At 75.2% G+C, this 24,100-nt stretch carries 20 protein-coding genes; 10 read left to right on the top strand and 10 right to left on the bottom strand.

The genetic code is table 11. The annotated features are described in order from the left end of the window. The first annotated feature begins 72 nt into the window (after nt 1-72). On the top strand, nt 73-1,593 hold the full coding sequence (locus B4U46_RS32075; RefSeq protein ID WP_079431103.1) for a glutamate synthase subunit beta: 1,521 nt from the start codon (nt 73-75) through the stop codon (nt 1,591-1,593). A gap of 13 nt (nt 1,594-1,606) precedes the next feature. Here B4U46_RS32075 and B4U46_RS32070 read toward each other — a convergent pair whose 3' ends face one another. Next, entirely contained in the window at nt 1,607-2,074 is a 468-nt protein-coding gene (locus tag B4U46_RS32070; protein ID WP_079431102.1) for a cupin domain-containing protein, read from the bottom strand. Nucleotides 2,075-2,163: 89 nt separating this feature from the next. On the opposite strand from B4U46_RS32070, the gene B4U46_RS32065 reads away from it, so the two are divergent. Together B4U46_RS32065 and B4U46_RS32060 are read left to right on the top strand one after the other, a co-directional pair. Then, the gene (locus B4U46_RS32065) at nt 2,164-2,745 is read left to right on the top strand and encodes a TetR/AcrR family transcriptional regulator (RefSeq protein WP_121014444.1); all 582 of its coding nucleotides are present in this window, start codon (nt 2,164-2,166) and stop codon (nt 2,743-2,745) included. A gap of 145 nt (nt 2,746-2,890) precedes the next feature. Next, on the top strand, nt 2,891-3,805 hold the full coding sequence (locus B4U46_RS32060; protein ID WP_079431100.1) for an alpha/beta fold hydrolase: 915 nt from the start codon (nt 2,891-2,893) through the stop codon (nt 3,803-3,805). Here B4U46_RS32060 and B4U46_RS32055 read toward each other — a convergent pair. Both B4U46_RS32055 and B4U46_RS32050 read right to left on the bottom strand, forming a co-directional pair. Continuing rightward, a complete protein-coding gene (locus B4U46_RS32055; protein ID WP_237293202.1) occupies nt 3,795-5,000 on the bottom strand; it encodes a cation diffusion facilitator family transporter in 1,206 nt (401 codons plus the stop codon). The two genes, B4U46_RS32060 and B4U46_RS32055, sit on opposite strands and share 11 nt — an antisense overlap. 186 nt (nt 5,001-5,186) lie before the next feature. Continuing rightward, on the bottom strand, nt 5,187-5,735 hold the full coding sequence (locus tag B4U46_RS32050; RefSeq protein WP_123995192.1) for a hypothetical protein: 549 nt from the start codon (nt 5,733-5,735) through the stop codon (nt 5,187-5,189). Nucleotides 5,736-5,939: 204 nt separating this feature from the next. Here B4U46_RS32050 and B4U46_RS32045 point away from each other — a divergent pair, with 204 nt between their 5' ends. Beyond that, nucleotides 5,940-6,602 carry a hypothetical protein gene (locus B4U46_RS32045; protein WP_079431098.1) on the top strand — a complete coding sequence of 221 codons (663 nt, stop codon included), beginning with the start codon at nt 5,940-5,942 and terminating at the stop codon, nt 6,600-6,602. Nucleotides 6,603-6,723: 121 nt separating this feature from the next. Beyond that, entirely contained in the window at nt 6,724-8,271 is a 1,548-nt protein-coding gene (locus B4U46_RS32040; protein WP_107438364.1) for an alpha/beta hydrolase, read from the top strand. A 19-nt stretch (nt 8,272-8,290) separates the two neighbouring features. Here B4U46_RS32040 and B4U46_RS32035 read toward each other — a convergent pair whose 3' ends face one another. Further along, entirely contained in the window at nt 8,291-9,049 is a 759-nt protein-coding gene (locus B4U46_RS32035) for an SDR family NAD(P)-dependent oxidoreductase (protein WP_079431096.1), read from the bottom strand. 114 nt (nt 9,050-9,163) lie between these two features. Next, entirely contained in the window at nt 9,164-9,748 is a 585-nt protein-coding gene (locus tag B4U46_RS32030) for a TetR/AcrR family transcriptional regulator (protein WP_079432128.1), read from the bottom strand. 184 nt (nt 9,749-9,932) lie between these two features. Here B4U46_RS32030 and B4U46_RS32025 point away from each other — a divergent pair, with 184 nt between their 5' ends. Together B4U46_RS32025 and B4U46_RS32020 are read left to right on the top strand one after the other, a co-directional pair. Further along, nucleotides 9,933-10,367, top strand: a complete 435-nt coding sequence (locus B4U46_RS32025; protein WP_079431095.1) for a CBS domain-containing protein — start codon at nt 9,933-9,935, stop codon at nt 10,365-10,367. 200 nt (nt 10,368-10,567) lie between these two features. Then, nucleotides 10,568-11,650, top strand: a complete 1,083-nt coding sequence (locus tag B4U46_RS32020; RefSeq protein WP_079431094.1) for an N-acetylmuramoyl-L-alanine amidase — start codon at nt 10,568-10,570, stop codon at nt 11,648-11,650. Nucleotides 11,651-11,677: 27 nt separating this feature from the next. On the opposite strand, the gene B4U46_RS32015 is transcribed toward B4U46_RS32020, so the two are convergent. The 4 genes from B4U46_RS32015 to B4U46_RS32000 form a co-directional block, all read right to left on the bottom strand. Then, nucleotides 11,678-12,346: a DUF2278 family protein gene (locus B4U46_RS32015; protein ID WP_079431093.1), complete on the bottom strand. Its 669-nt coding sequence runs from the start codon at nt 12,344-12,346 to the stop codon at nt 11,678-11,680. Nucleotides 12,347-12,390: 44 nt separating this feature from the next. Continuing rightward, the gene (locus tag B4U46_RS32010; RefSeq protein WP_079431092.1) at nt 12,391-13,911 is read right to left on the bottom strand and encodes an alpha/beta hydrolase; all 1,521 of its coding nucleotides are present in this window, start codon (nt 13,909-13,911) and stop codon (nt 12,391-12,393) included. A gap of 64 nt (nt 13,912-13,975) precedes the next feature. Next, complete coding sequence (locus tag B4U46_RS32005) at nt 13,976-17,176, bottom strand: amidohydrolase family protein (RefSeq protein ID WP_079431091.1); 3,201 nt, start codon at nt 17,174-17,176, stop codon at nt 13,976-13,978. 149 nt (nt 17,177-17,325) lie between these two features. Continuing rightward, entirely contained in the window at nt 17,326-18,795 is a 1,470-nt protein-coding gene (locus tag B4U46_RS32000; protein ID WP_079431090.1) for a multicopper oxidase family protein, read from the bottom strand. 295 nt (nt 18,796-19,090) lie between these two features. Between B4U46_RS32000 and B4U46_RS31995 the strand changes: the two genes are divergently transcribed. From B4U46_RS31995 to B4U46_RS31985, 3 genes are all read left to right on the top strand, one after another. Further along, nucleotides 19,091-21,010 (top strand): choice-of-anchor R domain-containing protein, encoded by a 1,920-nt coding sequence (locus B4U46_RS31995; protein WP_079431089.1) that lies wholly within the window; start codon nt 19,091-19,093, stop codon nt 21,008-21,010. A gap of 33 nt (nt 21,011-21,043) precedes the next feature. Next, entirely contained in the window at nt 21,044-21,622 is a 579-nt protein-coding gene (locus B4U46_RS31990) for a TetR/AcrR family transcriptional regulator (protein WP_079431088.1), read from the top strand. A gap of 81 nt (nt 21,623-21,703) precedes the next feature. Further along, nucleotides 21,704-22,489: an oxidoreductase gene (locus B4U46_RS31985; RefSeq protein ID WP_079431087.1), complete on the top strand. Its 786-nt coding sequence runs from the start codon at nt 21,704-21,706 to the stop codon at nt 22,487-22,489. Between the two features lie 34 nt (nt 22,490-22,523). Here the strand turns inward: B4U46_RS31985 and B4U46_RS31980 are convergent, their stop codons facing one another. Next, nucleotides 22,524-23,966 (bottom strand): L,D-transpeptidase, encoded by a 1,443-nt coding sequence (locus B4U46_RS31980; RefSeq protein WP_107438363.1) that lies wholly within the window; start codon nt 23,964-23,966, stop codon nt 22,524-22,526. Nucleotides 23,967-24,100 lie beyond the last annotated feature (134 nt).

Genomic DNA, 24,100 nt, shown 5'->3' with positions numbered 1-24,100 from the left:
GCATACGGCGCGCTTCGGGCGCGCCGTACCGCGCCTCTCACCCTCTCGCACCCCGGGCCAGGGAGGCGGCGCGTGACCGATCCGTTCGGCTTCCTCAGGATCCCCCGCAGGGCCGTCGCGCCACGGCCCGTCGAGGAACGGCTCGGGGACTGGCGCGAGGTGTACGCGGGGCAGGCCCTGCTGCCGCTGGTCCGCGAGCAGGCCGACCGCTGCATGGACTGCGGCGTCCCGTTCTGCCACACCGGCTGCCCGCTGGGGAACCTGATCCCGGAGTGGAACGCCTACGCCGCCCGCTCCGACTGGCGTGCCGCGTACGAGCGGCTGCACGCGACGAACAACTTCCCCGAGTTCACCGGCCGGCTCTGCCCGGCGCCCTGCGAGGACGCCTGCGTGCTCGCGATCAACGCCGATCCGGTGACCATCAAGAACGTCGAGCAGACCATCGCGGACGAGGGGCTGCGGCGCGGCTGGATGGCCCCGCGCCCGCCGGAGCGGCGCAGCGGGCGGTCCGTGGGGGTGATCGGCTCCGGTCCGGCGGGGCTCGCGGCGGCCCAGCAGCTGACCCGGGCCGGGCACCGGGTCGTCGTCCACGAACGGGACGACCGGCTCGGGGGGCTGCTGCGCTACGGCATCCCAGAGTTCAAGATGGAGAAGTCGCACCTCGACCGCCGGATCGAGCAGATGCGGGCCGAGGGCACCTCCTTCGTGACGGGTTCGGACGTCGGCGGCGCCGAACCGGCGGACGGGCTGCGCGCCCGCTATGACGCCCTGGTCGTCGCCGTCGGGGCCGGGGAGCGCCGGGAGCTGCCCGTTCCGGGGCGCTCACTGAGCGGAATACACCAGGCGATGGACTATCTGACCTGCGCCAACCGGGTCCGCGAGGGCGACCTCGCGGTGTCCCCCGTGACGGCCGACGGCGTCCACGTGGTGGTGGTCGGCGGCGGCGACACCGGCTCGGACTGCCTCGGTACGGCCCTGCGCCAGGGCGCGCTCTCGGTGGTCCAGCTGGACATCAACCCCGAGCCCGGGCCCGGCCGCGCCGAGGGCGAGCCGTGGCCGGTGCACCCGAAGGTGTACCGGATCTCCCACGCCCACGAGGAGGCCCGCGGGCGGGCCGGGCGCGACCCCAGGCTGTTCTCCAGCGCCACCCTGCGCTTCGAGGGGGACGCCCGCGGCCGGGTGCGGGCGCTGCGGCTGACCGCCGTCGAGCCCGCGGGGCGCCGGCCGCTGGCGGGCACCGAGCGGGTGATCGAGGCCGGGCTGGTGCTGCTGGCGCTGGGCTTCTCCGGCCCAGAGCGGGCCGGCGGGCTGTGCGAACAGCTGGGGCTGGAGTACGACGGGCGCGGCAATTTCGCCCGTGACGCGCACTTCGCCGCCACCGGCGGGCGGGCCCCGGGGGTGTTCGTCGCAGGCGACGCGGGGCGGGGCCAGTCGCTGGTGGTGTGGGCCATCGCCGAGGGCCGGTCGGCGGCCTCGGCCGTGGACCGCTACCTGACCGGCTCCACCGTCCTGCCGGCCCCGGTCGCGGCGCACGACCGGCCCATGACGGCGCTGGGGCGGATGCGGTACTGGTCCGACCCGGACGAACCGTAGGGTCCGCCGGGGTTCAGGGCCGCTCCTCGTAGCGGAGGTGATGGCGGGCCGCGATGGGGTTGATCTTCGCCGGGTCCAGCTCCCCGTCGGTGAGGACGCCGGGGCCGGCCTCGATCAGGTCCTCCACGTAGCGCTCCCAGCCGCCGGGCGCCGAGATCTGCAGGACCCGCGGGGGCGGGTCGGAGGCGCGGCGCAGGGCGTGCGGGACGCCCCGGGGCAGCAGCGCGAAGGTCCCGGCCGGGGCGGAGTGGGTCCGGTCGTCGAACTCGATGCCGAGGACCCCGTCGAGGACGTAGACGCACTCGTCGGCCAGGTGGTGGGTGTGCCGGGGGATGTCCTTCACGAGGGTCACCTCCAGCAGCGACAGCCGTCCTTCGGTGTCGGCCACCCCGGCCTTCACGGCGAAGGCGGGCGGCAGCGGGACACGGCCCGGCCGGGCGGCTCCGGGCTCCAGCAGGATGAAACGGTCCTCGTCGGGCATGGCTCGGCCCCTCCTCGTGTGACACAATGCGAACCGGAATCCGATTCCGTTTCGATTGGGTGTTCACCTTAGGTACAGGAGTGGTCGTCTTGTCAACGCCCCCCACGCCGGGCGGCCGGCGGCCGCGCGCCGACGCGGAGCGCAACCGCGCACTCGTCCTGGCCGCCGCCCGCGCGCTGTTCGAGGAGCGCGGCGAGGAGGTGCAGATGCCCGAGGTGGCCCGGGCGGCCGGGGTCGGCATCGGCACCCTGTACCGGCACTTCCCGTCCAAGCAGGCCCTCGTGGAGGCGGCGGCGGAGCAGCGGTTCGCCGGGATCCTGGAGCTGGCACTGACGGACTGCCTGCGGGAGCCCGAGGCCGGCCAGGGGCTGGCCCGGTACCTGCACCACGTCGGCGCGACCCTCGCGCGCAGCCCGGGCCTGACGGCCGCCGCCCAGTCCGCGACGGGCTCGTCCGCGCCGGGAGGGGAGACGCGCGGACGGCTGGAGGAGGCCGTCGCGGCGCTGATCACCCAGGGGCAGGCCGTGGGCACCCTCCGGGCGGACCTCGCGGTCGCGGACGTCTACATGATCGTCGGCGGGCTGTCCGGGATCATCCGGACCGGGAGCGGGGACTGGCGCCGCTTCCTGGACCTGGCCTTCGACGGCCTGCGCCCGCGGGGCGACGGCTGAGCCGGGCCGCGTCTCGGGGGCCGGCCGGGGCGGGGGGCCCGCTGGAGCCGGGGACCTCGAAGCCGTGGGGACGACAGCCGTCCATCCGGCCCTCGGGCGGGTGGCGTGGACGCGGGGGTGGCGGTCGGGCGTGTAGAACCGAGGCATGACAGCGGTGAGTGAGCAGAAGGCCGTGAACGTGGGCCCGTCCGGGATCGAGGTCGCCTATGAGCGCCTGGGCGACCCCCAGGCGCCGCCGGTGCTGCTGGTGATGGGCCTCGCCCTCCAGATGTACGGCTGGCCCGACGGGTTCTGCGCCGAGCTGACGGGGCGCGGGATGCAGGTGATCCGGTTCGACAACCGCGACTGCGGCCTGTCGTCGCACTTCCACGACGCCCCGGTGCCCGACCTGCAGGCGGCCCAGCGGGGCGACCTGTCGTCGGTCTCGTACGACTTGTCCGACATGGCGGCCGACACGGTGGGGCTCCTGGACGCGCTGGGCCTGGCGAGCGCGCACGTGGTCGGCCTGTCGCTGGGCGGCGCCATCGGGCAGCTGATGGCGATCGGGTATCCGGACCGGGTGCGGTCGCTGACCTCCCTGATGTCCACGACGGGCGCCCCGGGCGTCGGGCAGCCGGACCCCGGGGTGCTGGGGGTGCTCGCGGGGCCGCCGCCGGCGAACCGTGAGGAGGCCATCGAACGGACCGTCCGGGCGGTCCGGGTCATGGGCTCACCCGGGTTCCCCTGCGACGAGGCCGCGGAGCGCGAGCGGGCCACCCGCGCCTTCGACCGCGACTACGACCCGCTCGGCGTCGCCCGCCAGGCCCTGGCCTCCCTCGCCTCGGGCGACCGGACGGCCCTGCTGGCCGGGGTGCGGGTGCCCACGCTGGTGATCCACGGCAACGACGACCCGGTCTGCGACGTCAGCGGCGGGCGGGCCACGGCGGCGGCCGTCCCGGACGCCGAACTCGCCGTGTTCGAGGGCATGGGCCACGACCTGCCCCGGGAGCTGTGGCCCGAGATCGCCTCGCGGATCACCGCCCTGGCCGGTCGTGCCGAGCGGGCCCCGGTCAGCGGCTGACCCCGGTCCGTACGGCCCGCTCCGGGTGGGCGTGGGTGTGGTCGGTGTGGACGGTCGCGGCGGTCAGCCGGGGCACCGCGCGGATCAGGGCGGACTCCGCCGCCACCGCCAGCCGGTGCGCCTGGACGACGGTCAGGTGGGGTCCGACCACGATGTCGGCCTCCGCGCGCAGGGCGTGGCCGATCCAGCGCATGCGCAGCTGTCCGACGTCCAGTACGCCGTCCACCGCGCGTAGCGCGCCCTCGGCGGTGTCGACGAGGGCGGGGTCCACGCAGTCCATCAGGCGGCGGCAGACCTCGCGGGCGGCGCTCACGAGGACCAGCAGGATGGCGAGGGTGATCAGCAGGCCGACGACGGGGTCGGCGGCGGGCAGGCCGAGCGCGGAGCCGGCGGCGCCGAGCAGCACGGCCAGGGAGGTGAACCCGTCGGCGCGGGCGTGCAGTCCGTCGGCCACCAGCGCGGCGGAGCCGATCCTGCGGCCGGTGCGGATGCGGCGGCGGGCCACCCACTCGTTGCCGGCGAACCCGGTCAGCGCCGCCGCGGCCACGGCCCACAGGTGGGTGACCTCGCGGGGGGACAGGAGCCGGTCGGCCGCCGCCCAGGCGGCGAGGGCCGCGGACACCGCGATGACCGCCACGACGAGGACGCCCGCCAGGTCCTCGGCGCGCCCGTAGCCGTAGGTGTAGCGGCGGTTCGCGGCCCGTCGGCCGAGGAGGAGGGCGATGCCGAGCGGTACGGCGGTCAGGGCGTCGGCGGCGTTGTGGACGGTGTCGCCGAGCAGCGCGACGGAGCCGGACAGTGCGGCGATCAGGGCCTGGAAGAGGGCGGTCGCGCCCAGGACGGCGAGGGAGGTCCACAGGGTGCGCATGCCCTCGCGAGAGGTCTCCATCGCCGCGTCCACCTTGTCGGCGGGCTCGTGGTGGTGGGGGGTGATCAGGTGCGCGAGCCGGTGGCGCAGCCCGGCGGCGGTGTGGGCGTGGTGGCCGTGGTCCTGGCCGTCGGGCGCGTGGACCTGGTGCGGGTGGGCCTCGTGCGGGTGGGCCTCAAGGGTGTGGGCCTCGTGCGGGTGGGCCTCAGGGGTGTGGGCTCCGGCGGAGCCGCCCTCGCCGGGCGGCGGGGAACCGTCGTCGCGGTGGGTGCCGTGGGTGCGGGATGCGTGGTGGTGGGGTTCGTGGGTGCTCCGGTTGCCCTCCATGCGTCCACCGTGGCACAGGGAACCCATCGCGGCTACGGCCGTCGTACCTGCCGTGACCAGGTGCGACGGGCTCGCAGGTGCGCACGCGGAGCCGCCGGTCCGCTCGACCGTCCCGGACGGCGAACTCGCGGCGCAGAGCTGCGCGTTCCGTTCCCCGGGGGAGCGCAGGCCCCGCGGCGGGGCCGGTCAGCCCAGGGCGTTGACGAGTGCGACGAGGAGCGCGGCCGCCACGCTGAGCACCAGCACGGCGGCCAGTCCGGCCAGCGCCGCGAGCAGGTGGGCGGCCCCGTTCCCGGCGCGGCCGCGGCGGGCCCAGCCGAGCAGCCAGGAGGCGAGGGCGAGGAAGGGGACCAGGAGGAACCCGGTGACGGCCCCGATGCGCCCGGTCGCGGGTCCGGACGGCTCGTACGCCCTTCCCCGGACGATCCGGACCCGCACGGCGCTGCCGGGCTCGTGCTTCGCGGCGGCGCCGTCCAGCAGGAGTTCACCCCGCGGGGCGGCGGTGCGCCGCGGGGTGAAGACGCCCTTGCACTCGGTGCCGCCCGGATAGCCCTCCGCGTCGGGTGCGTCGTAGCACTCGGACACCGCCAGGGTGCCGTCGACGGGCCCCAGGCCCAGGACGGCCACCAGTTGCGGGCCGGGCAGGAGCCAGACGAGCCACCCGGCGAGGACGAGGAGCGCGACGGATCCGAGGAGGGCCAGGCCCCGCACCGCGTTCCTCGCGCCAGCTGTCACGACTCCCCCTCCCGGGGGTGAGCCCTACCCCGGGAGGGGGCCGCTCTCACGTCAACCCGGCGGCCGGGCGGGGCAGAAGGAGCCACTGCGCCCGATATCCGCCATATGTGCTAAGACGGCGTGAACCGCACTCTCCGGCTCCTAGGATGGGGCCGCCGTGGCCCCGGGGTGAGGCAGCAGGGGCCCACATTCAGGGAGTTGAGCATGAAGCGGTTGCGTGTGCTGGTCGTCGCCGGGGTGCTGGCGCTGGGTACGGCGGGGGCGGGCACCGCCCACGCGGCCCCGCTGCCGGACGCGGCGGCCTGCCCGGCCGGGGAGGTCTTCGCCACGAACAACACCGCGGTCATCACGGATCCGGGCGACCCCCGGCTGAGGACGCACCTGACCGGGTTCGACCGGGAGGTGCGCGGGATCGTCCGGGCCAACGGCGCCCGGACGGCGCGTTCGACCCTGCTGGACGGGGTGTTCTGGTCCGAGGAGCAGAAACAGACCACCTACGAGCGGTCGCGGGAGTTCGACGTGAACGGTGTCGGCCGCGACGGTCTGCACCACATCGCCGGGGTCATCGCCAAGCGGTACCAGCAGGAGTCGGTGCTGACCTTCCGCTGCCTGCCGCGCGACTCCGCGGAGACCGACGCCGTCGAGATCCAGGCCGAGGGCGTCAGCGCCACCCGGCTGCGCGACGCGCTGGCCGCCGACCCCGAGGCCCGGCAGCGGCTCGGCGGCGGCTCCGTCACCCTCGGGGGACGGCTGATCCTGATCGCCCCGCTCACCGACCTGCCTCTCGCCCAGCGGTTCTCGCAGCGGCTCGGGGTCGACTGGGACAAGACCAGGGTCCGGTACGGCGACGAGGAGTTCGTCAGCTAGGGGACCGGCGGGGGTGGTGCCGGCACCACCCCCGATACGGGCACTGGGGGGATCGTCCGGGCCTCCCCGTTCCCGCAGGATCGGGGCGTACCGAATCGCTCCGACGGGGGGACCCCGCCACATGTACCTCTTCAAGAAGCCCGCGCGCTGGGCCACGGCCGCCGCGTGCGGGCTGCTCGCACTCGCCGCCCTGCCCGCTTCCCCGGCGGCCGCCGCCCCGGCCGGGGGCGGCGCGCCCGCGGTGCCGGCCAGGTACGCGCAGCAGCGGCTCGACTGGCAGCCGTGCCGGGACGGCGCGCTGGAGTGCGCGACCATGACGGTGCCGCGTGACTGGTACCACCCGGGCACGGGCGCGGACCTGACCGTCGCGGTGTCCCGGCACCGGGCCGCGGACCCCGCCGCGCGGCGGGGCGTGCTGATGATGGCGGCCGGCGGGCCGGGGGCCTCGGGGCTGGGCCGGCCCGCGGGGCTGGCGGGGTACTCGCCGAAGCTGGCGGCCGCGTACGACATCGTCGGCTTCGACCAGCGCGGGGTCGGGGCCAGCACACAGGTGGTCTGCTCCGACCAGGACACCGTCGACGCCCTGTTCACCAGCGGCGACCTGCGCGACCGCTCACCGGCGGCCGTGGACGCCACCGTGGAGCGGGCGCGCAACTTCGTACGGGACTGCGAGCGCCGGTCGGGCGGGCTGCTGCCGTACATCACCACCGATCAGGCCGTGCACGACATGGACCTGTTCCGCGCGCTGCTCGGCGAGTCGAAGGTGTCCTACTACGGGCCGTCCTACGCCACCTTCCTCGGCGCCTACTACGCCACCGAGTTCCCGCGCCGGGTCGACCGGGTGGTGCTCGACAGCAACATCGGCTTCACCGGCAGCTGGCAGGAGTTCCTGACGGGTCAGCCGATGAGCTTCCAGCGCCGGTTCGAGCAGGACTTCCTGCCCTGGCTCGCCGCGAACGACGCGACGTACCACCAGGGGCGGACCGCCGAGGAGGCCAAGGCCTCGTACGAGCGGCTACGGAGCTCGCTGGGCGAGCACCCGCTGGACCTGGAGGGGACCACGGTCACCCCCAACCACCTCGACGCCGCCGCGACCTCGGTCATCTACAGCGGCGACGCCTTCCCCGACCTGGCGATGCTGCTCGGCGTCCTGCAGCACCCGGACGCCGCCCCGCCGGCGGTCCGCAAGGCCCTCGCCGACAAGCTGAAGCACCCCGTGGCGGACCGCTTCGCGGCGGACTTCTTCTCCGTCATCTGCCAGGACACCCCCTGGAACCACGACAGCGCCTTCTGGGTGCGGCGCAGCGCGGCCGACACCCGGGCGTACCCGATGGCCGGGGCCCGGGAGCTGACCTTCGCGTCGGTCTGCGCGGCCTGGCCGCGCTCCCGGGCGCCCCGGGTGCAGGTCACCGGCCGCGGGCTGCCGCCGATGATGATGCTCAACTCGCTGCACGATCCCGCCACTTACTACGAGGGCGCGCTGCGTGCCCACCGGGGGACGGCCGGGTCCCGGCTGATCACGGTCGGCGGCGGTGACCACGGGGTCTACCAGTCGCACAACGCCTGCGTGGACGCGTACGTCGAGGGCTTCCTCGTCGACGGCCGGATGCCGGCCGAGGACGCCTCGTGCGAGGGCAAGCCGCTGCCCTCCCCCGCCGGCGGCCGGTGAGCTCCCGCCCGCCGGGCCCTCAGGCCGAGGAGCCGCTGTCGACCACGAGGTCGGTTCCGACCACGGCTCCGGCCTCCGGCGAGGCCAGGTACAGCACGGCCGCGGCCACCTCCTCGGCCTCCGCGAGGCGGCCGAGGGGGTTCTCGCCCTTGATCCGCCGGGCGCGGTCGGCCTCGGTCTCCCCCGGGCGCAGGGACATGGGCGCGGCGGTGGCGCCGGGGCTGACCGCGTTGATGCGGACACCCTCGCGGATGTGGTCGAGGGCCGCGGCGCGGGTGAGGGCGGCGACGGCCGCCTTGGAGGTGACGTAGGCGGCGGCGTTCGGGATGCGGGTGTGGGCGCCCAGGTTGGAGGAGATGTTGACGATGACGCCGCCGCCGTTCTCGCGCATGTGGGCTATCTCGTGCTTCATCGCCAGCCAGACGCCGGTGACGTTGGTGTGCAGCACCGCGTCCCAGTCCTCCTCGGCGATGTCGGCGGCGGGGACGGTGCCCCGCAGGATCGCGGCGTTGTTGACGGCGACGTCGAGCCCGCCGAAGCGCTCCACGGCCTCCCGCACGAGGCCGGCGAGCCGGCCGGAGTCGGTGACGTCGGCGGGGACGGCGGCGGCGGTGCCGCCGGCGGCCGCGATGAGGGCCACGGTCTCCTCCAGCGGGGCCGCGGTGCGTCCGGCGGCGACCACGCGGGCCCCCTCGGCGGCGAAGGCGAGGGCGGTCGCACGGCCGATGCCGGAGCCGGCGCCGGTCACCAGGACGGTCTTGCCGGTGAAGCGGTTCATGTTCGGTGACTCCCTTGAGGGCCACGCAGGGCCCATATTTGAACGAACGGTTCAGAATGAAGGCATACGGAAGAGAGCCGCGAGGCTCTCCTCGCCTTTGTTCCGCGGGTCGGGTCAGTCCAGCAGGGCCAGGGCCTGTTCGGCCGCGTCCCGCACCCGGGCCGGGTCGTCCGAGGCCTTGCCGACGACCCGGACGCCCTGGAGCAGCACCAGCAGCATGCGGGCCAGCGCCTGCGGGTCACGCCCCTCCGGCAGCTCGCCCTGGCCCTGGGCCCGCACGAGCGCGGAGTGCAGCAGGGTCTCGAAGCGGTCCCAGTTCGCCTGGACCCGGCGGGCCGCGTCGCCGTCGTGCGCGGCCAGCTCGGCGGCGGTGTTGGTGACGAAGCACCCGGTCCGCCGCCGGCCCGGGGAGGCCGCCTCCGCGGCGAAGCGGCGGACCACCTCCCGCACGGCGGGCAGTGCCGGCCCCGGCCGGGACAGCTCCGCCAGCAGGAGCGGGTTCTGCGTCTCGGCGTAGCGGTCCAGCGCCTTCAGGTAGAGCTCACGCTTGCTGCCGAAGGTCGCGTAGATGCTGGCGCGCCCGATGCCGAGGTGCGCGACGAGGTCCGCGACCGACGTCGCCTCGTAACCGCGCCGCCAGAACAGCTCGAGGGCCGACTGCAGCGCGGCGTCCGGATCGAATTCCTTGGTCCTGGCCACATCGAAGATCATAAAGCCGTCTGGAACGGTCGGTCAAGAACGATCGGTCAAGAACGCACGCGGGGGTCGAGAACCGCGCGGGGTCCGGGCCCGCCGTTCGGCGCGCCGGGCGGGCCCATCCGTGCTGTCCTCGAAGGGGAGGGTGTACAAGGCACGGACCACTCGTCGGAGCCGAGGAGGAGCCATGACCAGGAACCTGCGGGCCCGGGACATCATGACCAAGGGGGTCCAGTGCGTCCGGGAGGACCAGAGCCTGCTGGACGCGTCGCGGATGATGCGCGACCTGAACGTCGGCTGCCTGCCCATCTGCGGGGACGACCAGCGCCTCCAGGGGCTGATCACCGACCGCGACATCGTCGTCAAGTGCTGCGCCGAGGGCCGGGACCCGGCGGCGATGAAGGCCGGGGAACTCGCCGGGACGCTGTTCTGGGTGGACGCCGACAGCAACGCGCAGGAGGCGGTGGACACCATGGAGATCCACCAGATCAAGCGGCTGCCGGTCATCGACGTGGCCGGCGGGCACCGGCTGATCGGGATGATCACCGAGGCCAATCTGGCGAGGAACCTCTCGGACGCGGAGATCGCGGAGTTCGCGGTCCGCGTCTACGCCGCGAACTGACGGGATCCGCGGCGTCCGCCGGCCGGTCCCCGCGACCTCCCGCCGGACACCCGTAACCCCCCGCCGGTCCCCTCGTTGAAGCAACCGGTCAGCGAAGTGGTGATGCGCCGGCCGGGCTCCTGGAGCCCGGCCGGCGCATTGCGTCGACGAGGGGGAAGTACCGCGTGCCAAGCCGCCGATCACGGCACACGAGCGCCGCAGTGACCGTGACCGCCGCCGTGATCTGCGCGCTCACCGCCACGGCCGCGACCGGGGACCAGCCCGCCGCCCCTCCCCCCGCGACCGCCCGGGCCTTCACCCTCACCGCCGGCACCACGGGTCCCGTCCTCACCGCCGCGCACACCTCGGGCTTCAGCATGCTGGCCGTCACCGAACCCGCGGGCCGGCCCCCCGCCCCCGGCGGGTACCGGGTCCGTACGAGGTCCCGTGCCTCCGGCTCCTGGTCCGGCTGGACGGTGCTGGAGCCCGGCGAGCCCTGGTGGGCCGGGCCCTCCACCGGGGTCGAGGTCCGGGCCGCGGACGCGGACGCCGCCCTGGCACCCGGACTGCGCCTGGACCTGGCCGACCCCGGCCCCGGCCCGTCGGCCCGTCCCCGGTCCGCCGCCCCGGCATTCGGCCCCGTGAGGGCGGCCTACGAGGGGGCCGGCGCCCTCCCGCGCCGCCCGAGGGTGGTCCCCCGCGCCGACTGGGGCGCGGCGCGGGACGACGGCAGCCCGGTGGTGTACGGCCGGGAGGTCAAGGCCGTGTTCGTCCACCACACCGCGCAGACCAACGCCTACGACTGCGCCGACTCCCCCGCGATCGTGCGCGGGCTGCAGACCCTCCACGAGCGGGTCAACGGCTGGAAGGACCTCGGCTACAACTACGTGGTCGACAAGTGCGGGACGGTCTTCGAGGGCCGGGCGGGCGGCTCCGACCGGCCCGTCACCGGCGCGCACACCCTCGGCTTCAACACCGACACCCTGGGCGTCGCCGTGATCGGCTTGTACACGGACGAGGAGGCCCCGCCCGCGGCGGCGGAGGCCGTCGCCCGGCTCGCGGGCTGGGCCCTGCGCCGGTACGGGCACGACCCGTCCGGCACGGTGACCCTGACCTCCTCCGTCGACAACGGCCGCTTGCGGCGCGGTGAGCGGGTGACGGTGGAGCGGGTCTCCGGCCACCGCGACGTGTTCGCCACCGAGTGCCCCGGGACCGCCCTCTACCGGCAGCTCCCCGCGCTGCGCCGGCTGGCCGCGGACCCGTTCGGGGGTCTGCTCCCCGGCATCGGGGAACTGCCCGCCTGACCGCCCGGCCGACGGCATGACCGGGGGTCAGGGGCCCGTCGTGGGGTGGCCGTTCGCGTCGGTGTGGTCCGCCTGGCTGGAGAACTTGTTCAGGAAGACGTCGTACCGGCCGTCCGGGCGCCGGGTGAGGGTGGCCCCGTCCTGCCAGGTGCCGTTGTCGGGCCACCACTGGCTGCCGGAGGGGTCGCCCTGGTTCTGGTGGACGTTGTGCATCCCGAGGCCGTGGTCGAAGGGCTCGCCGAAGACCAGCACTTCACGCCCGGGGACCAGGATGGGCTCCAGGGCCTGGGCGGCGTCGAGGTTGGAACCCGAGACCCACGGGTGCGGCGGGTGCAGCCGGTCCACGAGGGCCTGGAGCCAGGCGGGGGGACGGCGCGGGAACAGGCAGCCCGGACGGTCCGCGAGGGCCGGGTGGCGCTGGTAGTCGAGGGCGCCGGAGCCGCTGGACATGGACAGTTCGTGGTAGCCGGGGCCCATGGCCGGCACCGGGTCGAGGATCGAGGCGGCCAGGGTGAACACCTTCCACTGGACGCCGGTGGCGGACTGTTTGCTGTCCACGTCGACGGCGCACCGGTAGCGGCCGGCGGGCGCGTCGACCTCGAGGTTGACGTGGAACCAGCGCCCCATGGTGTCGGGCTGGTCGCGGAAGTGGCGGTGCAGCGTCCCTGACAGCACGCCGTAGGAGTCGAGCGGCATGCGGCCAGTGAACCACCGGTCCCCGCGCCGGCCGGGGAGCGGGGTCAGTTCGGGCAGTCGGTGTCCCGGGCGGGGCGGACCCCGGTGGTCAGGAAGCGGGTGACGGCGCGGTCCCCGCATGCGTTGCCGTTGCCGAGGTACATGCCGTGGCCGCCCTGCTCGACGGTGACCATCACGGCCCGGCCGCCCAGGGCCCGGCGCATCTTCAGGCTCTCGGAGTGGGGCGTGGCCGGGTCGCGGCGGCTCTGCACCATGAGGACGTCGGAGGGGCCGTCGTCGGTGATCCGGGTGGGCTTCTGTACGGGCCGGTCCTTCCAGAAGGAGCAAGGGGTGACGTTGACCGGCATGCCCGCGGTCAGGGGGTGACGGGCACGGTCCTCGTCCACGGCGCGCTGCCGGCCGGCGGCGGGCAGGAGGGGCCAGGCGACGTCGTTGCAGATGACCGCGACCATCTGGGCGGCGTCCTGGTCGCGCAGGGGCTGGGCCAGCTCCGGCGGGAGGGCGGGCGTGGCCGCCGGGTCCCGCAGGGAGACGAGGAGCCGGGCGAACGCGGGGAAGGCGGAATCCGAGTAGAGGGCGTTCTGCAGGGCCTGGCGCAGGCCGTTGCCGGTCAGGGGCACCCCCTCGGTGGCGGACGGGCGCGGGATCCGGTCCAGGGCTTCGGCGAGGGAGAGCACGAGGGGTTCCACCTCCTCGGGGCGCTGGGCCAGGCGCAGGCCTTCGCGGTCCCGGTCGGGGTGGGCGGCCCAGGCGGCGAAGTCGGGGAAGCGGTCGTCGGCGCCCTTGGCCATGTTGGCGAGCCAGCCCCGGGCGACCCGCTGCGGGTCGGGGTCGCCGCTGCTGTCGAGCACCCAGCGGTCGGTGCGCCCGGGGTAGGTCTGCGCGTACACGGCGCCCACGTAGGTGCCGTACGAGACGCCCCAGGCGGAGAGTTTGCGCTCGCCGAGGGCCGTGCGCAGGCGGTCCATGTCACGGACCTGGTTGGCGGTGGTGAAGCTGCGCAGGACGGGGCCGCCGTTCGCGGCGCAGGCCTCGGCGATGCGCCGGGAGCGGTCGACGTTGCCGCTGATGTCGCCGCCCGGGCCGGGCCAGGAGCGCAGGGCGGTGAGGTAGCGGTCCTCGGGGGCGATGCCGCAGTGCGCGGTGGTGCTGCCGCCGACACCCCGGGGGTCGAAGGCGACGAGGTCGTAGGTGCCGCCGAGCTCCTTCTGGAGGGCGGCGCCCTTCTGCGTCAGGCGCTGTACGCCGGAGCCGCCGGGGCCGCCGGGGATGACGACGAGGGTGCCCCGGCGGGCGGCGGGGCGGTCGCTGCGGATGCGGGAGACGGCCACGCTGATCCGCGGGCCGGCCGGGTCGGCGTAGTCGAGGGGGACGGGGAGGTCGGCGCACTCCTGCGCGGCGGGGCCGCCGGGCTTGGCGCAGGGGTGCCAGTCGAGGCGGGGCGCGGGGGTGCGGGGGCCCTCGGCGGCCACCGGTGCCGCGGAGGCGGCCGGTACGGCGGCCGCGGTCAGGGCGGTGGCGGTGGCGAGGGCGAGCAGGGAGGCCTTGGTCCGGTGCGTCGTCATGGGGCAAGCCTCGCCGGTCCGCGGCCGGGTCCCCATCCGGCGGCCCGGTGACCGTCCGGTGGGGTTAACCCCCGTGCTGGTGGGGGGTGTTGCAGCAGGCGTCGCGCTGCATCTGGTGCCGGACGGGGTGCCAGGCGGCCGGGACGGACGCGGTGGCCGGCGGGGCGGGAGCGGGGAAGGCGGCTTCCAGGGCGTCGCGTTCGTGGAGGATGCCCGCGCGCAGCACCGCGCGGACCCGGACCAGGTCGGCGAAGTCGGTGAAGGGGTCGCCGTCGACGAGGGTGAGGTCGGCGTACTTCCCGGGTTCGACCGTGCCCAGGTGGTCGTCGGCGCCGAAGACGCGGGCCGGGGTGCGGGTGGCGGTGGTGAGGGCCTCGGCCGGGGACAGGCCGTAGCGGTGCAGGGCGCGCAGGGCGAGGTGGAGATGGAGGCCGACGGGGGTGAGGGGGGCGTCGGTGCCCAGGGCGACCCGGCCGCCGCCGGCCAGGACGGCGCGGTAGACGGCCACTTCCCTTTCCATGGCGTCGAGTTGTTCGGCGGCGGGCGGCTGGGCGGCCGCGGCCTTGACGGCGGCGGCGTCCCAGGGCGGCATCAGTGCGGTGACGCGGGCATCGGCGGCGAGGGAGGGGTCGGCGCCGATGAGGGGGAAGGCCGTGAAGGGGGTGGCGATCAGGTCGAAGCGGCCGCGCGTGTACACCTCCAGGGTGTCCTGTTCGGTGTGGCCCGCGGGAGTGGCGCCGTGGCCGTACTCGGCGCGTTCGGTGGCGATCAGATGGGTGGTCAGGTCCTGGCCGGACTGGATGCCGGGGGCGCACAGGTGGGAGCCGGACAGGACGCCGAGCCGTTCGTGGGCGAAGCGGGCGGCCTCCTCCATGGCGGCGTAGGGGGCGCGGACGTAGGTCTTGACGAAGTCCCAGTCCAGGGCGGCGGCCCGGGCCAGGGAGCGGGTGAAGCCCTCGGGGGTGCGGTGGGCGCGGCCCATGCTGTAGGCGACGCGGGAGCCGTCGAGGAGTTCCCCGCCGGCCAGCAGCCGGGGCGCGGCGAGCAGGCCGGCCCGGATGTCCTCGCGCAGCCGGGCCTGTTCGTAGGCGGAGCCGCCGAGGGAGACGGCGGTGGTGACCCCGTAGGCGAGGTGGAGCACGCCCTGGCGGGCCCCGTAGGTGTAGGGGTACGGGTGGACGTGGGAGTCCCACAGGCCGGGCAGGACGGTGCCCCGGGAGGCGTCGACGGTGCGGGCGGCGCGGCGGCCGGGGCGGTGGGGTTCGACGGCGGTGACGCGGCCGCCGCTGACGAGGACGTCGACGTCGGCGCGGGGCGGGGTGCCGGTGCCGTCCCACAGCAGTCCGGCGTGCACGACGGTGTCCACGGGGGCGGGGCGGCGGTGGGTGAGGGCGAGGGGGACGGTGCGCGGGGCTCCGGCGGGGCGGCCGTCGGCGTCGAGGGGCAGCAGGCGCAGGCGGCCGGCGGACTGGTAGAGCAGGGTGCGGGAGTCCCCGGACCAGGAGGGGTGGTCGGCGCTCTCGTCGGTGAGGCGGCGGGCGGCGCCGGTGGGGGTGCCGTCGGGGGTGACGGGCAGCAGCCACAGGGCGGACTCGCTGACGCAGGCCAGGAAGCGGCCGTCGGGCGACCAGACGGGCCCGGAGGCGTAGCGGTCGGAGAGCGAGGCGTGCGGGGCGAGGGCCTGGAGGCGGGCCGCGCCGGTGGTCGTGTCGACGATCCGGATCAGGTTGTAGCCCTCGCGGAAGCGGCGGCTGAGCCGGTTGCGGTCGCAGAGGGCGAGGTGGCGTCCGTCGGGCGACCAGCTGGGCGGGCTGGGCAGTCCGCCGCCGCCGAGGGCGGTGACGAGGGGGGTTTCCGTGCCGGTGGCGAGGTCGCGGACGCAGAGCCTGCCGGAGAGGTCGAGGGCGGCGAGGCGGGTGCCGTCCGGGGAGAGGGAGCCGTAGACGCGGCCGGGCGGGGACAGGACGCTCTCGCGGCCGTCGGCGAGGTCCCGGCGGCGTACGGCGTTCAGCCCGTCGCGGTCGTCGGTGTAGAGCAGGGCGCGGCCGTCCGGGGTCCACACCGGGTTCTGGGGGTAGGCGGTCGTCTTCGCCCGGAGGATGCGGCGCGGGGCTCCGCCGGTGACGTCCGCGACCCAGAGGCCGCCGAGGGCGGCGAAGGCCACGCTGCGGCCGTCGGGCGAGAGGGCGGGCAGGTGGATCCCGCGTACGGGCAGGGGCCGTTCGGCCTCCAGGGCGTACTCCTTGATCCGGTGGCGGGGGCGGGCCACCTCCAGCGTGGCGTCGAGGGGGATCTCCTCGCCGGTGCGCTCGCGGTGGGGGCGGACGGCGCGGAAGCGCCCGTCGAGGGTGACCAGCAGCCGGTCCTCGCCGAGCCAGCGCGGGGGCGCCGGGGCGAGGTCGCCGTCGAGGGGGACGGGCCGGCCGTCGGCGTAGAGGGTCAGGTGCTCCGCCTTGCGGGGGCCGGGGGTGGCGCAGAGCCAGGCGGTGCGTCCGGCCGGGGAGAGGGCGGGGGCCAGCAGGCTGCCTTCGCCGGCGGTGTGCTCGGTGCGTACGGGGCCGGTGCCGTCGGTGGCCGCGGAGGCGAGGGTGCGGGCGGTGAGGCTGCCCTCGCCGGCGGGGGTGGCGCGGACGAACAGCACGCGGGAGCCGTCGGGGGTGAAGACGGGGTCGAAGTCCTCCCAGGCGCCGCCCTGTTCCGGGCCGTCCTGTCCGGGGACGCCGGTGAGGCGGCGCAGGCCGCCGTCGCCCAGGGCCACGGTCCAGATCCGGTACGGGCTGCCCGTCACGGGGTCGCCGCCGCGTTCGGAGCAGAAGGCGAGGGTGCGGCCGTCGGGCGACCAGGCCGGGGCGCGGTGGTCGAAGGGGCCGTCGGTGAGCCGGCGCAGCCCGGTGCCGTCGGCCCGCATCACCCAGATGTGGAAGTTCCCGCCACGGTAGGCGCACAGGGCCACCCGGCTGCCGTCCGGGGAGAGGACGGGGCGGCCGGGTTCCAGATCGGGCGGGGTGAGCCGGGTCGCCGGGGAGCCGTCGCGCGGCAGCGACCACAGGACGCCCTGGACCTCGGCGACGACGCGGTCCAGGGAGGGGGTGGCCGTGGCGGCGCCGTTGGTCGCACGGGTGAACCGCAGCCGGACCGTGTCGGACGGCTGCGCCGGGGCCCGGCCGGGGACGGCGGGCGCCGCCACCGCCTGCGGCCGGCGCAGCAGCGTCGCCAGCGTTCCGGCCGAAGCCGCCTGCAGTACCGTCCTGCGCGCGATCCGCATCCCGGCCGCCCCTCCGCGTCCCCGGTCCCGCCCTCCGGTCCCGTCGGCCTGCCGAACGACGGGGACCCCGCCCGGGCAACGGGCCCGGGAACGGGCTCACCCCGGCGGGCCCGCGTCCGCCGGGGTGAGGATATGCGGCGCGGAGGGCGTCAGGAGATGCGCATATTGGCCATCATGCCCATCGCGCCGTGGTCGAACAGGTGGCAGTGGTACACGTAGGTGCCGCGGTAGCCGGTGAAGGTGGCCTGGAGCTTGACGGTCTCGCCCGGCTTGAGCGGGACGGTGTCCTTGAGGCCGGTCTCGGGGCCGGAGGTGACCGGCTGGCCGTTGCGCTCCAGCACCCGGAACTGGACCAGGTGCATGTGGAAGTTGTGCGGGGCGAGCTTGTTGGTGTTGTGCACGGTCCAGATCTCGGTGGCACCGTAGGCGATCTCGGTGTCGATGCGGTCCATGTCGAACGTCTTGCCGTTGATGTACGCGCTGCCGCCGGGGGCCTCGTCCATGTGCATGTCGAAGTCGCGGTTGACGGTGGCCGTGCCCAGCGGGGGCAGCGTGCGCAGCGTCTCCGGGACGGAGCTGTGGTCCGGGGCGGTGTGGGTGACGCGGAACTGGAGCACCTTGCCGACGACGTCCGCCGACTCGAAGGGGGCGATGTCCTTGTTGCGGAGCTCGATGACGGTGCCGACCGGGTAGCGGGAGAAGTCGATGACCACGTCGGCGCGCTCGCCGGGGCTGATCTTGACGACGTTCGTGCGGTACGGGGCCGGCAGCAGGCCGCCGTCGGTGCCGATCTGCACCAGCTCGGAGTCGTCGGCGAGGGACAGGTCGAAGAAGCGCTGGTTGGAGGTGTTCGTGAGGCGGAAGCGGTACTTGCGGGAGGCCACCTCGAAGTACGGCCAGGCCTTGCCGTTGGCGAGGACCACGTTGCGCTTCATGAAGTCGCCCATGGCGTAGACGAGTTCACCGCTCTCCAGGAAGCGCGCGTCGCGCAGCGAGATCGGCACGTCGTACTGGCCCGCGGGCAGCGGCAGCCGGCGCTCGACGTCGTCGGTGAGGATGTACGTGCCCGTCATGCCGCGGAAGACGTTCTCCGACTCCATGTGGTGGGCGTGGTCGTGGAACCACAGGTTCGCGTGCGGCTGGGTGTTGGGGTACGTGTACGTCTTGGTGCCGCCGCCGGCCGGGATCAGGTCCATCGGCGAGCCGTCGCTGTCCTGGGGGACGTGGGCTCCGTGGAGGTGGATCGAGGTGGGGACGGCGAGGTTGTTCGTCTGCTTGATCACCACGCGGCGGTTGGACTCCGCCTTGATGACCGGGCCGGGGAAGGAGCCGTTGAAGGTGCGCAGCGGGGTGCTCAGCCCCGGCACGATCTCCTTCGTGGCCTCCTTGAGGGTCATCCGGTAGTAGCTGGTGGTGCTGGTGGAGAAGTAGGGCGAGAGGACCGGAGGCAGCGGCATCTTCTGCGTGAACTTGGCTATGCCGGCCGCGTCGAGCTCGGCCGCGGCGGCGCGCGCGGGCTCCTTCGCGGTGGCGTTCACGACGGGCAGCAGCATGCCGCCGGTACCGACGATGCTGGTGGCCGCGACGCCTGCCTTGAGTGCGGTCCGTCGAGTGATCACTGTTCCCCCGGTGGGTACTGGCCCGGCGCCTCGCGTGCCGGTCGGACTGGTGGGCGTACTGATGTGCGGTGGTGGACGAGGAGAGAGTGCGCGAAGCCGGTGGTGCGCCGCTGGTGCGGCTGTGGAGGACCGGTGAAGAGGTGCGTCCGAACGGGGGACTTCGCGGAGTGTCCCGGGCGTGGTGTGCGCATACGGGACCAACGTGTCGCCCGGGCCGGGGATATTGGATGAATAGCGCCGTCCACGCGCCCTGCCAGGCTTTTTGACGGTTCGTCACTGTGGAGGCAATTTCGTGATGATGCGATCCGGTTCCGTTCTGGCGGCCACCGCCCTGCTCACGACACTGCTGCACGCGGCGGACGGCGCGGTCGTCGCGACTGCCAGGGCCGCTACGGGCGGGCCCCCCGCCCAGGCCCGGCGGGCGGCGCCGGACCGGCAGGCCGGGCACGCGGCGGCCCTGGCCGGGATCGGCGGGGCCGGGAACGCCGGGGCCCAGGAGTTCACCACCGCGGCCGGCCGGCTGGACCGGGTGAGCCTGTACCTGAACAGCTCGGCGGCGGCCGGACGGGTGCGGGTGCAGGTCCGGACCGTCCGGGACGACCCGGGGTCCGCGGTCGCGGACGCCGCCGTCGACCTGGCTTCGCTGGGCGGGCCCGGCGCGGGCTGGGTGGAGGTGGCGCTGTCGGCCTCCGTGCGGCCGGGCACCCGCTACTGGCTGTTCGCCCAGGCGACGACGGCCGACGGCAAGCCGGTGGTCTGGTACGGCACGCGCGGGGACACGGCGGGAGCCCCCGGTTCCCGGTACGACGAGGGCGGCTGGCGGGAGAGCGGGGGGCGGTTCGCGTTCTACGTGAACCCGTCGGGGCCGGAGCGGTGCGGGGAGGTGGAGCCCTGTTACGTCCCCGCCTCCCTGAAGCCCGCCCGTACGGCGGGGCTGCTCGCCGACGGGGGCGGGGCGGTGGAGGCGGTCGATCCGGCCTTCGCCGTCGGCGCCCGTTACGTGCCGGGCAGCAACGTGCTGGAGCTGCCGTCCGGGCGGTGGCGCTACCTGCCGGCGGGCGCGTCGAAGTCGCGGGTCGTCGCCGCGGACGACCCGGGGGCCCTGGCGCAGATCGCCGAGTCCCGGCGCTGGCTGGCCTCGGGGACGGTCCCGGGCGCTGCGGGGGCCCGGCGCGAGGCCGCCGAGCGGGCGCTGCTGTCGATGCGGGCGCTGCTGCGGCCCAACGGGGCCTTCGCCGCGGCCTGGTACCCGTTCTGGGACTTCTCCTGGCCGCGGGACTCGGCCTTCGCCGCGGCCGCGTTCGCGCACACGGGCCATGCCGAGGAGGCGTACCGGATCCTGCGCTACAACGCCGCGACCCAGCGGCCGGACGGCACCTGGGAGGCCCGGACCCGCCTCGACGGGTCGGGGCCGCCCGACTCCCGGCCGTGGCAGCTGGACGCCAACGGCTGGGTCCCCTGGGCGGCCTGGCAGTGGTACCGGACGGCGCCCGCGGCGGGCCGGGCCGAGCGGCTGCGGGCGCTGTACCCGGCGCTGGCGAAGGCGGCCGACTTCACCGCCGGCTCGCTGGACGCGCAGGGGCTGCCGCCCGCTTCCCCCGACTACTGGGAACTGCCCACCACGACCGCGAACATCGGTACCGCCGCCCCGCTGCTGGCCGGGCTGAACGCCGCCGCCGGCCTCGCCCGGGAACTGGGCCGGGACGCGGACGCCGGGCGCTGGGCGCAGGCCGCCGGCCGGCTGGAGGCGGGTATCGCGAAGCGGTTCGCGCCGCTCGGCTACGGGCGTACGGCCGACGGGCTGCACGGGCGCGACAGCGCGGCGGCGTTCATGGCGCCCCCGTTCAACACGGCGCCCGCGGACCTGCCCCGGGCCCTCGACGACACCTACCGGGAGCTGCGGCGCCCCAACGGCGGGCTGGTGCCGGGCAGCGACCCCGACCCCGGCACCCCGTGGGGGAACATCACCTGGACGGCGAGCACCTCGTTCTTCGCCCTGGCCTGGACCGCCTCGGGCGAACGCGCCAAGGGCGGCGCGGTGCTCGACTGGGTGGTGGCCCAGCGGAACCTGCTGGGCGAACTCCCGGAGACGGTGGACGCCCAGGGCCTGCCGAAGGCCGTCGTGCCGCTGGGCTGGACGGACGCCCTGGTGCTGCTGACCCTCGGCGCGCAGGAGGGCAGGGGGGCGGAGACGCCGCCCAGGGCCCGTAGTTGACCCAGGAGTACACAATGGTGTTGAATCACGATCATGGGAAGGCCGAAGCAGTTCGATCCTGAAGCCGCCGTCGAGCAGGCCATGCAGGTGTTCTGGCGGCAGGGTTACGCCGCCACCACCCCGCAGGACCTGGTCGACGCGCTCGGCATCGGCAAGGGGAGCCTCTACCACGCCTTCGGCAGCAAGCACGCCCTGTTCGAGCTGGCCCTGCGGCGCTACCGCGACAGCCAGGCACTGGCGGTGATCGAACTGCTGGGCGGGGACGGCCCCGTGAAGGAGCGGCTGCGCGCCGCCCTGCGCATGCTCGTCGAGATGGACCTCACCGATCCGGACCGGCGCGGCTGCATGGCGGTCAACACCGCCGCGGAGCTGGCAGGGGCCGACGAAGTGGCCTCCGAGCTGGTGCGGCGGATGTTCGACCGTACGGAGGAGGCCCTGCGGGCGCTGGTCGAGGAGGGCCGGCGCTCCGGGGAGATCTCGCCGGACCGCGACGCCCGCGCCGTGGGGAGCATGCTGCTGAGCACGGCCGTCGGGCTGCGGCTGCTGGCGCGCGTCGCCGAGGGGCCCGAGCGCCTCTGCCTGGTGGTCGAGGCCACCGTCGACTCGCTCTGACACCCCGTCCCGCCCGCCCCGCACGGGGCGGTCTCCGGCATGCCCATGTTTTGTACCTGTAGCTCAAGAACTGGGGAACCCATGAAGCTCGGACTGCACGACAAGACCGCCGTCGTCACCGGCGCGAGCCGCGGCATAGGCCTCGCCACGGTGCGGCTGCTGGTGGAGGAGGGGGTGCGCGTCGTCGGCGCCGCCCGTACGGTCACGCCGGAACTCGCCGCCTCCGGTGCCCTCGGGGTCGCCGCCGACCTCGGCACCGCCGCCGGCGTGGCCGCCCTCGCGGAGGCCGCGCACGCCGAACTGGGCGGCGTCGACCTGCTCGTGAACAACGTGGGCGGAGGCGACCCGGAGGGCGGCCTCACCGGCTTCCTGGACAGCGACGACGCCCAGTGGGCCCGGTACCTGGACCTCAACCTGATGAGCGCGGTGCGGCTGACCCGCGCCGTCCTGCCGGGACTCGTCGAACGCCGGGGCGCCGTCGTCAACGTCTCCTCCGTCTGTTCCCGCCTGCCCGCGACCGGCCCGGTCGCCTACAGCGCGGCCAAGGCGGCACTGGGCGCGGTGACCAAGTCGCTCGCCGAGGAGTTCGGGCCCCGGGGGGTGCGCGTCAACACCGTCTCCCCCGGTCCGACCCGCACCGCGATCTGGGAGGACCCCGAGAACTTCGGCGGGCTCGTGGCCGAGGCGGCCGGGGTCGCGCACTCCGTCCTCCTGGAGCGCCTCCCGGCGGACTTCGGCCTCACCACCGGCCGGATGACCGAGGCGCACGAGGTGGCCTCGGTCGTGGTCTTCCTGCTGTCCGGCGTCGCCGGCAACGTCACGGGCGCCGACTACGTCGTCGACGGCGGGATGGTCAAGACGGTCTGACGCCGGCGGCGTCCGGGGGCCGAGGGGGGTGGGGTCATGTCGTCGGGTCGAGCCGGGAGGCGGCGGCGTCCATGCGGGGGGCGGGGTGGGCGGAGGCGGGGGCCAGGGCGCTGCCGGCCAGCCAGGTCCGCCAGTCCACGTTCCAGTCGCCGAAGCCGTTGTCGAAGGGGGACATCCGGTCGCCGCCGCTGTTGACCACCTCGACGATGTCCCCCTCGCGGACGGTCTCGTAGAACCAGGCGGCGTCCTCGGTGGACATGCCGGTGCAGCCGTGGCTGACGTTCTCCGCCCCCTGCGCCTCGACCGACCAGGGCGCGGCGTGCACGTACTCGCCGCTCCAGGTGACCCGGGTCGCGTAGAGGACGGGCAGGTCGTAGAACTCCTTGGTGCCCTTCTGGATCCCCACGGTGTCGCCGCGCATGCGGACCTTGGCCTCCTTGCCGAGGACGACCTTGATGCCGCTGCGGGTGAGGAAGCCGGCCTTGCCGGTGGTGACCGGGATGGTGCGGATGACGCGGCCGTTGCGGCGCACGGTCATCTCGTGGGCGGCGGAGTCCGTGACGGCCTCGATCCGGTCGGCGACGGTGAACTCCAGGGGCTCGGAGGGGCCCCCGTATCCCAGGTCGCCGAGTGCGACGCCGTCGAGTCCGCTGCGGACGCGGACGACGGTGTGGGCGGGCCAGTAGGTGCGGGGCCGGAAGTGCAGGGTCGCGTCGTCGACCCAGTGCCAGGCGCCCTCGACGTGGGGTTCGGAGGTGACCTGGAGGGCCTGTTCCACACGGGCGCGGAGCTCGGGGGCGCCGGCGGGCACGGGGTGGCTGAGTTCGGCGGTGACGATCTCCCCGGCCCCGTACGTGCCGGGGCGGGGGCCGAACTCGGCGGTGAGGCGGCCCCCTTCGGTGGCGGGGCGGGCGGTGCGGAAGGCGAGGGTCACGCCGACGGGGCGGCCCTCGCCGTCCTGGGCCCCGACCCGGACGGTGTAGGCCTCCCCCGCGCGCAGGGGCTCGGTGTTGTGCCAGCGACCGCTGTCCGGGGCGACCTCCCCGGCGAGCAGGCGGCCGTGTCCGTCGTGCACGGTCACGTCGGTGAGGCGGCCCGCCTCGGCGTGGGCGAGGGCGATCTCCAGCGGGCCGCCGGCGGCGGTGGGGAGCGTGCCGGTGCTGCCGAGGGCCGGGTTCCACAGGAGGTCCGCGGTGCCGTGGGCGGTGGCCCGTACCCGCTGCTCCCGCCACGTGCCGCACGGCCCGCTCGCGAAGGCGGGGGCGGCGCACCAGCGGGCGGCGGGGGCGGGGCCGCGGTCCAGGGCCCGGGCGTCCAGGGCCCGTCCGACCACGAGGGTGACGGCCGCGTCCCGCGCGGCGGGCGCGCCGGTGTCCCGCGGGGCGTCGGCGTCCGGGGTGCGGCCGGGTGCGGCGGCGACGGCGAGCAGGGCCCCCGTCACCGCGGCCGTCGTGGTCCACGCCTTCGTCCGCGACATAGCCACGCGGCCCTCCCAGTTGTCGTGCGTGCCGGATGGCAGCATCAAAGCGACCGGAAGCCGGACCGATGATCGTACGCTCGGTCCTGCGGCCGAACGGGCACCGCAAGTGAACCCGGACGGAGCAGGGGCGG

The sequence above is a fragment of the Streptomyces katrae genome (assembly GCF_002028425.1).
In the GTDB taxonomy this organism is placed as follows: Bacteria; Actinomycetota; Actinomycetes; order Streptomycetales; family Streptomycetaceae; genus Streptomyces; species Streptomyces katrae_A.
This window is presented reverse-complemented; position numbering and strand designations above follow the sequence as displayed.

What these genes read in the sequence shown, in the direction of transcription:
- B4U46_RS32070 (WP_079431102.1), bottom strand. Translation starts at nt 2,074, where the DNA reads ATGCCCGACGAGGACCGTTTCATCCTGCTGGAGCCCGGAGCCGCCCGG.
- B4U46_RS32060 (WP_079431100.1), top strand. Translation starts at nt 2,891, where the DNA reads ATGACAGCGGTGAGTGAGCAGAAGGCCGTGAACGTGGGCCCGTCCGGG.
- B4U46_RS32055 (WP_237293202.1), bottom strand. Translation starts at nt 5,000, where the DNA reads ATGGAGGGCAACCGGAGCACCCACGAACCCCACCACCACGCATCCCGC.
- B4U46_RS32045 (WP_079431098.1), top strand. Translation starts at nt 5,940, where the DNA reads ATGAAGCGGTTGCGTGTGCTGGTCGTCGCCGGGGTGCTGGCGCTGGGT.
- B4U46_RS32040 (WP_107438364.1), top strand. Translation starts at nt 6,724, where the DNA reads ATGTACCTCTTCAAGAAGCCCGCGCGCTGGGCCACGGCCGCCGCGTGC.
- B4U46_RS32035 (WP_079431096.1), bottom strand. Translation starts at nt 9,049, where the DNA reads ATGAACCGCTTCACCGGCAAGACCGTCCTGGTGACCGGCGCCGGCTCC.
- B4U46_RS32025 (WP_079431095.1), top strand. Translation starts at nt 9,933, where the DNA reads ATGACCAGGAACCTGCGGGCCCGGGACATCATGACCAAGGGGGTCCAG.
- B4U46_RS32015 (WP_079431093.1), bottom strand. Translation starts at nt 12,346, where the DNA reads ATGCCGCTCGACTCCTACGGCGTGCTGTCAGGGACGCTGCACCGCCAC.
- B4U46_RS32010 (WP_079431092.1), bottom strand. Translation starts at nt 13,911, where the DNA reads ATGACGACGCACCGGACCAAGGCCTCCCTGCTCGCCCTCGCCACCGCC.
- B4U46_RS32005 (WP_079431091.1), bottom strand. Translation starts at nt 17,176, where the DNA reads ATGCGGATCGCGCGCAGGACGGTACTGCAGGCGGCTTCGGCCGGAACG.
- B4U46_RS31995 (WP_079431089.1), top strand. Translation starts at nt 19,091, where the DNA reads ATGATGCGATCCGGTTCCGTTCTGGCGGCCACCGCCCTGCTCACGACA.
- B4U46_RS31990 (WP_079431088.1), top strand. Translation starts at nt 21,044, where the DNA reads ATGGGAAGGCCGAAGCAGTTCGATCCTGAAGCCGCCGTCGAGCAGGCC.
- B4U46_RS31985 (WP_079431087.1), top strand. Translation starts at nt 21,704, where the DNA reads ATGAAGCTCGGACTGCACGACAAGACCGCCGTCGTCACCGGCGCGAGC.
- B4U46_RS31980 (WP_107438363.1), bottom strand. Translation starts at nt 23,966, where the DNA reads ATGTCGCGGACGAAGGCGTGGACCACGACGGCCGCGGTGACGGGGGCC.